7 protein-coding genes are annotated in these 7,599 nt (G+C 56.6%); 4 read left to right on the top strand and 3 right to left on the bottom strand.

Annotation, left to right across the window (positions count from 1 at the left end; genetic code table 11):
* Position 1: 1 nt before the first annotated feature.
* Positions 2-1,102, bottom strand: coding sequence for a glycosyltransferase (locus tag L8F96_RS17390; protein WP_334656825.1), 1,101 nt, complete (start codon positions 1,100-1,102; stop codon positions 2-4).
* A 160-nt stretch (positions 1,103-1,262) separates the two neighbouring features.
* Between L8F96_RS17390 and L8F96_RS17395 the strand changes: the two genes are divergently transcribed.
* The gene (locus L8F96_RS17395) at positions 1,263-2,180 is read left to right on the top strand and encodes a glycoside hydrolase family 16 protein (protein WP_334656826.1); all 918 of its coding nucleotides are present in this window, start codon (positions 1,263-1,265) and stop codon (positions 2,178-2,180) included.
* A gap of 66 nt (positions 2,181-2,246) precedes the next feature.
* Positions 2,247-2,633, top strand: a complete 387-nt coding sequence (locus L8F96_RS17400; protein ID WP_334656827.1) for a DCC1-like thiol-disulfide oxidoreductase family protein — start codon at positions 2,247-2,249, stop codon at positions 2,631-2,633.
* Between the two features lie 93 nt (positions 2,634-2,726).
* Here L8F96_RS17400 and L8F96_RS17405 read toward each other — a convergent pair whose 3' ends face one another.
* Entirely contained in the window at positions 2,727-4,367 is a 1,641-nt protein-coding gene (locus tag L8F96_RS17405; protein ID WP_334656828.1) for a thiol-disulfide oxidoreductase, read from the bottom strand.
* 143 nt (positions 4,368-4,510) lie between these two features.
* On the opposite strand from L8F96_RS17405, the gene L8F96_RS17410 reads away from it, so the two are divergent.
* Complete coding sequence (locus tag L8F96_RS17410) at positions 4,511-5,953, top strand: GMC family oxidoreductase (protein ID WP_334656829.1); 1,443 nt, start codon at positions 4,511-4,513, stop codon at positions 5,951-5,953.
* A gap of 10 nt (positions 5,954-5,963) precedes the next feature.
* Entirely contained in the window at positions 5,964-6,395 is a 432-nt protein-coding gene (locus tag L8F96_RS17415) for a hypothetical protein (RefSeq protein ID WP_334656830.1), read from the top strand.
* Positions 6,396-6,456: 61 nt separating this feature from the next.
* Here the strand turns inward: L8F96_RS17415 and L8F96_RS17420 are convergent, their stop codons facing one another.
* Positions 6,457-7,398, bottom strand: coding sequence for a glycosyltransferase family 2 protein (locus L8F96_RS17420; protein WP_334656831.1), 942 nt, complete (start codon positions 7,396-7,398; stop codon positions 6,457-6,459).
* Between the last annotated feature and the right edge of the window lie 201 nt (positions 7,399-7,599).

The raw sequence follows: 7,599 nt of genomic DNA on the forward strand, positions 1-7,599 counted from the left end.
GCTAGATCGCCGGCTCCGCTGAGTGAGCTTGGGCGGGTTCACGACATTGTCCAGTAGCCGCAGTGCAAACCGACACCAAAGCGCGCAGTTGTGCCGAGCGATCGAGTTCGGGACGTTCTGAATATTGCAAAGCGGCCTGCGACAGTGCGTCGTAATGTGCCGGGTCGTTCAGCATATCTAGCAACGCGGCTTCCCATGCCTCGACTGGTGCATCCGGGGCGACCAGTATGCCGCCAGGACCAACAGCCTCCGGAAGGCCGCCGATATTGCTCGCCAGCGTCGGAATGCCGCTGAAATGGCCCTCAGTGGCTATCCGACCATAGGCTTCCTGCCATTGACTGGGCGCCAGGACGATCCGGGTTTGAGCATAAATGGTGCGCATGTCCGATGTGGGTTCGCGTACGGTGACATTAGCGCATTCTCGGTCAAGCGCTTCCAGCTGCGCCTCGTCGTCTGGGTCAAGCGACCATGCACGTACGATCAGGAACTCCACATCGGGGCATCGACGCATCAGTGCGAAAGCGATGTCGCGTCCCTTGTGAGGATGGGGATTGATGAACGTAACAAAACGACGCGAGGTGTCGGTGCGGTATCGCTGCGCATCAAACGTGGGAAGTATGACGGTCGATTTAACACCAGAAACGCTCTCGAAGTAATCGGACGTAAAGCGAGAATTTGCTATGTAAGCATCTGCGCTTCCAGAAACTGTGCCTCCCAGATCATCGTCCTCCACATTCCGAAAATAAAGAACTGTGGGAACTCCAATCTGTTTGAACGCGCGCGTTACTTTGACTGGCAGTCCTGATTGCGCGACTACCACATCCGGGCGGAAACGGTCACGTGCTTCCTTGGCAACCTTCCAAGGGTGCCACGCGCGCAGGACAGGATAATCACAATAGGTGCTGGGGTATATCGACGAGCGCGCTATCTTCAGTCGGAAACGCCCCCAAAGCGATTGAACGCCGTGTCCCATAAAGCCTGCAAAAACACCAACATCGTGGCCCGCGGCAGATAGGCCACGAGTGAGTTCGTGTGTGCTCATCTGGGCTCCCCCCCTAATTTCAGGAAGATAGGGGTGGGCGCTGGCCAGCAAAATCCGCATGGCAGGATCGTTACGGCAGGAGGGTTTCTCAACCAAGACAAACCTTAGCTATCCTGTCGCCGATCCAATCGCCCCTTCGCGCTTGCAAAACGGCATGATAGCCCAGGAACATCAGCCGGTCTGAGTCGCAACGAGTGGCTGGCGACCAGGAGGTATGCGCATGCGCCTGCTCTTGATTGTGATCTTGGCGGTGCCACTGGGCGGGCTGGCGCTTGCTTGGAGCGCGCCTGAACCGGCTTCGCGCGATATACCGACGCTGCTCCGACTAGCGCAGGGATTTTCCGACGAGTTTGAGGGCAACGCGCTGAAGCGTCATTGGCGAACCGATTTGCGTGCCGAGGCAAGCCAGCGGGCGACGGTAGCGAAGCGTACCTTATGGAACAATCGCGAGCGGCAGGTCTATACGGCACCAGACTATCTCGGCCTGGGTATCCAGCCGATCCGCCTGGAACGCGGGGTGCTGACAATTACCGCCCGAGCGCTGACGCCTGGGCAGCGGGCCGCAGTGATGGGCGAACTCGCTACGCTGCCCGAACGGCAGCGTAATTCGGCGATGCGCGGCATCGCTTACAGTTCGGGCCTGATTTCCAGCCGGGGCACCGTGTCGCAACGCTATGGCTATTTTGAGATGCGCGCACGTTGGTCGAGCGGGAAGGGGCTTTGGCCGGCATTCTGGCTGTTACCCGAGACCGGGGAATGGCCGCCAGAGCTCGACGTCATGGAAGCACATGGCGACAAGCCTGATGTGGTATTCCAAAGCAAGCATAGCGGGTTGGAGAAAGCCGTCACCAAACGCGTAAAGGTGCCAGGTGGAACGGGCACTTGGCATCGCTATGGCATGCTCTGGACACCCCGCACGCTGGTATTTTTCGTGGATGGTCGGGAGACATCGCGACAATCCACTCCGCCGGACGCGAATGTCCGTATGTATATATTGGCGAACTTGGCGGTCGGAGGAGCATGGCCGGGCGATCCCGATGAGGCGACCCGATTTCCAGCGACCATGGATATAGACTGGATTAGAACTTATAAACTTCCGACTGATTGGGCAGAATCTCGAATGGACGTTCTGCAATAGCGTTGTTTACGTTGTACCAATCATATAATAGCCAGGAAAACTATTGTAGGCGCCGGAGACATCGTCATGTCAAGCAAGAGTGTGATCGTCTATGACGGTGAGTGCATATTCTGTCAGAACTATGTAAGCCTTTTCAGGCTTCGTGATGCGATAGGATCCGTCGAGTTGATCGACGCGCGAACGGACGATCCACGGGTGGATCGGCTTTGGAAACAAGGATACGATCTGAATGAAGGTATGGTGTTCCAGCACCGTGGCCAGACGTTCTATGGTGCAGATGCGGTTCATGTGTTGGCTAGTCTGTCGAGCGATAACGGGTTGGCGAACCGTTTGAATGCGGCAGTGTTCAAGTACAAGTCATTGACACGATTGGTGTACCCGGCGCTTAAACTGGGTCGTCGTCTCACATTGCGGGTTAGGGGGCGCACATTGCTGCACGCTCCGCGCGGGTAAGCGGAGAGAGCCCGCGGCTGTCTCGATCCGCGCATCGAAAAATAGTAGAGCGCTGACGAGCCGCTATGCGCAGGTCTGAAAAAGGTCTCTGCGTTAGTGAGTGCACACCTTGGGACGCGTCACATCCACCGGCTTGAAGATCAAGAGGCGACGCTCCAGCAAGTTCGCTTCTTGAACAGGAAAGGAGGCGGCGTTGACGCGTTCGAATTGCCTGCCATTCAAGCTGAAGCTGACCCACTCTCCCGGATTCTTCTTCATCCAGCGTTCTAGTTCGAAGCGGACGATGCCGAGTTTGCGATCGGCCATATTCTGCAAGCCCTTGCTCGATGACGCCGTTAGCGTCGCCACCTCACGCTGATAATCGGCGAGATAGGGAGGGCGTGAGAACAAGAGATGGTTCGTTTGCCCCTGTTCCGTGTGCAGATTACTGAACATCGCAATCGAGCTTTCAGTCTTGAGCCCAAAATAGGGCGACAAGCACGAAACGAACAGCGTTGCCGGTATGGCATAGACCCATAAGGGTTTCTTGGGACTTTTAACTGGCCTGTACGGAAGTGCCTCGAGTGCGGCCCATGTGAGGAGTACCATCATGATACCGCCGGCGACCGCCCAAATCACGATCCAAGCGGAATGCCACGCCATCATGTCGTTGATCTCGGCGCCTCTCGCATAGGAACGGAAGGCTGACACAGCGATTGCTGCGCCCAAGAAGGCTAGTCCGAAGAGTATCAGAGCGGCTGCTCCAGCCGAAGACGAAGGAACAGGAAGCCGCTCAAGGACTCTTCGCGCTCGAGTATAAACCGCTACGCTAACCTCTCGTGGAACCGACAAGGTATACAATGCGAATACCAGGCACGAGAAATCCATATACCAGGAAAAGCCCGAGATCGGAATGATATAGTGAAAAACCAAACCTATAATCAGGCCAAAGGCAAAGTAACGGCGCCAGAACAAGCAGACAAGAGTTATGGTTTCAACCACAAAAGTGGCGGCTATGGATCCATATCTACCTAGAAGGTTGTCTTCCAGATAAAACAAGTGCGTCAGTGGTTTGTATAGGGCTACTGCGCAGCTCGCTTCCGGATCCAAGAAGTCGCTATTTATTTTGTGAAATATTCCATAGAAGTACATCGTGGCTAGCAGAAGCCTTGCGACAATTCGCAAGCGTTCGTACGCCTCATCGCGTGCTTTCTTTCGATCTTCCTGTTTCAACCACGTAGCGGACACCACGAGGACGATCGACAGGTTCATAAAGAAGGCAATTGTTTGATTGTTCGATGCCACCGGCAATCTGTAAACATATTGCGCCGCCATCAAAGCGCTTAACAGTGCCAATATGCTCAAGCGCCGCGGTTTCAATATGACCGCTACGCAAAGAGCCAGCACGCCATACTCTATAAGGGCAATTCTAATACCCTTGGAAAGATTCAGGTGATCATAATGGGAGACAACGCTGAAAACCAAAGCGAGCGCCCAGATTACCGAAAAGGTAACCAGGCCGTCCTTCGCTTGGACATCGGCGTCAGCGCCGGTTAAGCGGCGTCGCATAGGACCGAGCCACTTTTGCCCAACTTGTTGCATTGCCGCCCTTCCCCCTGCCGTGGTTCGGCAGATCGATTTACTCAGTGGCTTCTGATCAGGGCGCAGCGCCCGTAAAAGCCGCAGCCGGTCAAAACGGGAAGGTTGCTGAAGGCGATAATGACGCCCATGGCAGATAAAGCGATCATGCCCCACAGAATCGCTTGTTTCCAAAGCTGTGCCACTGCACGCCCCTCCCTTGATACGACTCGAGTTTTAACCTTAATTGACAAAATAAAAAAGGGTGGAGCGTGCCTTACTTACGTTAAGATGTATCGAATTGGGAGGGATCGTTAACGATGCCGAATGTCGTCGATATTGGCAGTGTTGCGGGTGAAGCGTTTGACCTTGTGATCGTGGGGTCGGGTTTTGGATCCTCCTTCTATCTTCAACGCATGCTGGCCCGTAATGCGTCCTCCCGGATCCTTGTGCTCGAGTGGGGCGGCCATCGAACGCACGACTGGCAGATCGCACAAGGGCGGCATAGTGACACTCCGGACGCTGACACCTACGTGTCCGACTCGGATAAGCCGTGGAAGTTTACCATTGGCCTTGGCGGAGGCACGAATTGCTGGTTCGCCCAAACACCCCGATTTCATCCCAGTGATTTCGCCCTGCGGTCTCGCTATGGTGTCGGAAGTGACTGGCCGCTACGCTACGAAGATCTCGAGCAATATTACGTAGACGCTGAAACCATCATGTCGGTGTCGGGTGACCCGCAAATGGCAGCGATGTTCCCTCGCTCGGCTCCTTTCCCGCAGCCTCCCCACCGCTTTACCGCGCCGGATCGGTTACTGGCAGAAGCGCAGCCTGGGCAACACTTCGCCATGCCGACAGCTCGTGCACGCGTCGCAACTAAAGACCGGCCAGCATGCTGCGCTAGCTTCCGCTGTACGTTGTGTCCCGTTGATGCCAAGTTCACGCTGAATAACGGGCTCATCGACATTTATTCGCATCCGGGCGTAACCGTTGTATTGAATGCTCAAGTTGTACGATTCGAAACGTCGGGGAACAATGTCCATTCGGCAGTAGTGGAATATGCAGGGCGAGACTGGAAGGTGAAAGGCGACCGTTTCGTACTTGGAGCAAACGCAATACATAGTCCGGCAATCCTGCATCGATCGGACATGGGGGGCGGGTATACCGGTCTTGGTTTGCACGAGTCGTACGGTTGTCACGTTGAGGTGCTGCTCGACGGTCTGGACAACTTCGACGGGAGCACCATTACCACCGGGCTGAACTTCGGTTTGTATGACGGAGAGCATCGCTCTGAAATGGGAGGGGCGATTGTCTACACCGAAAATCGTTGGCTTCACGGGTTGCGGGCAATCCCGGGGCGTATGCGCCAGTCATTGCCGATCATGGTGGTTGTCGAAGAGCTGGTCGAAGACAGAAACGCCGTAACGGTCGGACAGGACGGTCGGGCCGTGGTTTCCTATGCTGGGCCGTCCGATTATGCCGTACGAGGGCAGAGGCGAGCACTCGACAAGCTTCCCAAGTTGCTGGAGCCGCTCCCAGTAGAGAGAATTATCTTTCGATCGCAACGCCCGACCGAGTCTCACCTGCAGGGTACGTTGCGGATGGGGCGTGATCCGAGGACCTCGGTAGTGGATGGTGCGCAGGTGCATCATCGTTGGCGCAACCTGACGGTGGTCGGGTCATCGGTATTCAGTACCTGTTCCGCCATGAACCCTAGCCTGACAGTAGCGGCGCTGTCGCTACGGGCCGCCGACCTGGCTTGAGGACCGAGCGATGACAGATTTCACACGGAGGCAATCGTTCGCGGTCCTGGCAGGAGGCGGTGCGGTGATCGGAGCGGCAGGAGTGGGGGCGTTCGGTGCCGAGCCTGACTTCGCACGCTCGATACTCCACCGCGTAATCGGTGATTTCCAAATGCCGGAACAGGAGTTCGCACGCTTTGTATCTGACCTGCAAAGCGCGACCGGAACGGTAGCACGCGCGAAGCGAACCATGTTGCGCGCGGCAGCGGCGCAAGACCTCGCGCCGGTCCCAAACCGACCGTTTCGTCTCGCCGAAAAGCTGGAAGAATATGAACGGAAGGTAGTAACCAACTTTGTCACCAGGACAAACTATTTGAGGATTGACTCACGAACCGAGCAAGTCGCCTTTCTTGGACAAAGCGATTCATGCATCAGTCCCTTTGCCAAATTCGATTTGACGTGAAGTGAATGGATGAGGTCGTAGAGGCATGGAATCTATCTGCAGGCAATGTGCACATTAACGCCTAACCCATTGTCCGCCCTGTCAGGCGCCGCATTGCGGCGCCGAGCGGCATCCTGAACAGCGGAAGACTTGTCGGTCGCCGAAGTATTGCTCTGGCAGCCGATAGCGGCTGTCGGGCCTTGAGGGCGTCAATGGCGTGAGTGAAGGCAACTGCGTTAGCCAGCGCGCGGCGTCGTCGGTTATAGGCGGTGCTGGCGCGTCCCGCCGCATGTACACGCGCATCCAGTTCGTGCCCGGCGAGTGCCATTCGATCGATATGATCCGATGACAGTCGATGCGATATGGACAGGCCATGCTTTCGGTACTGATACAAAGGCCTGGGTTCCAACCAATAGCGTGCACCAGTCATTAGTAGGCGAACCACCAGATCGTCGTCTTCAGCGATCCGAAGTCGCTCGTCATACGCAATGGCGGTGCGGTCGAGCAACGTGCGACGGATCATCGGTTTCAAGAAGCCCGGGTTAGGTGCGGTGCCAAATAGCGCGCTTGCCTCGAAGTAGCGATCGAGCTCGATCCAGCCAGGCATCCGCCAGTCGTTCTGCAAAAACCGATGTTCGGCCAATCCTTCTCCGAACAGCAGGAGATCGTCGGCTATCATGTCAGCGCGGTGATGGTCGGCTGCGGCGATTAGGTCTCGGCTGCGTGACGGCGCAATCAAGTCGTCGCTGTCCAGCACCGCGTACCAGTGGCCGTGCATAGCGGCCATGGCGATATTGCGGGCGGCGCCTGGTCCGCCGTTGCTGGGCGTTGAGAAGGTGCGGATGCGTTCATCGCCCTGCGCAAGTGTTTCCATCAGCGCTTGGGTGCCATCGCTGCTGCCATCATCGACGAGCAGCAATTCGACCGTCACATCATGCTGCGCCAGCGCTGACGCTACGGTTTGAGCAAGGAAGGGACGGCAGTTATAGCAAGCGATGGCGAAGCTGACGTCTGGATTGCGCATACGCACCTTTCCGCAGGCGTGACTGACCGGCAGATCCAAGCCTAGGTGGGGGGGCGGTTGGCAGCAAGCGTCCCGACGAAGGGCCCTACCTCCCTTTTCGGAGGCCCTAGCGGGACGGCTGACCAAGCTTGCGGATTGTCTGTCAATCGGAGAGCAAGTGTGACCTGCTCCCCGGAAAACATGCCATTGGTAAGTTAGCTC

This window comes from Sphingomonas panaciterrae, assembly GCF_036890205.1.
Classification (GTDB): Bacteria; Pseudomonadota; Alphaproteobacteria; order Sphingomonadales; family Sphingomonadaceae; genus Sphingomonas; species Sphingomonas panaciterrae.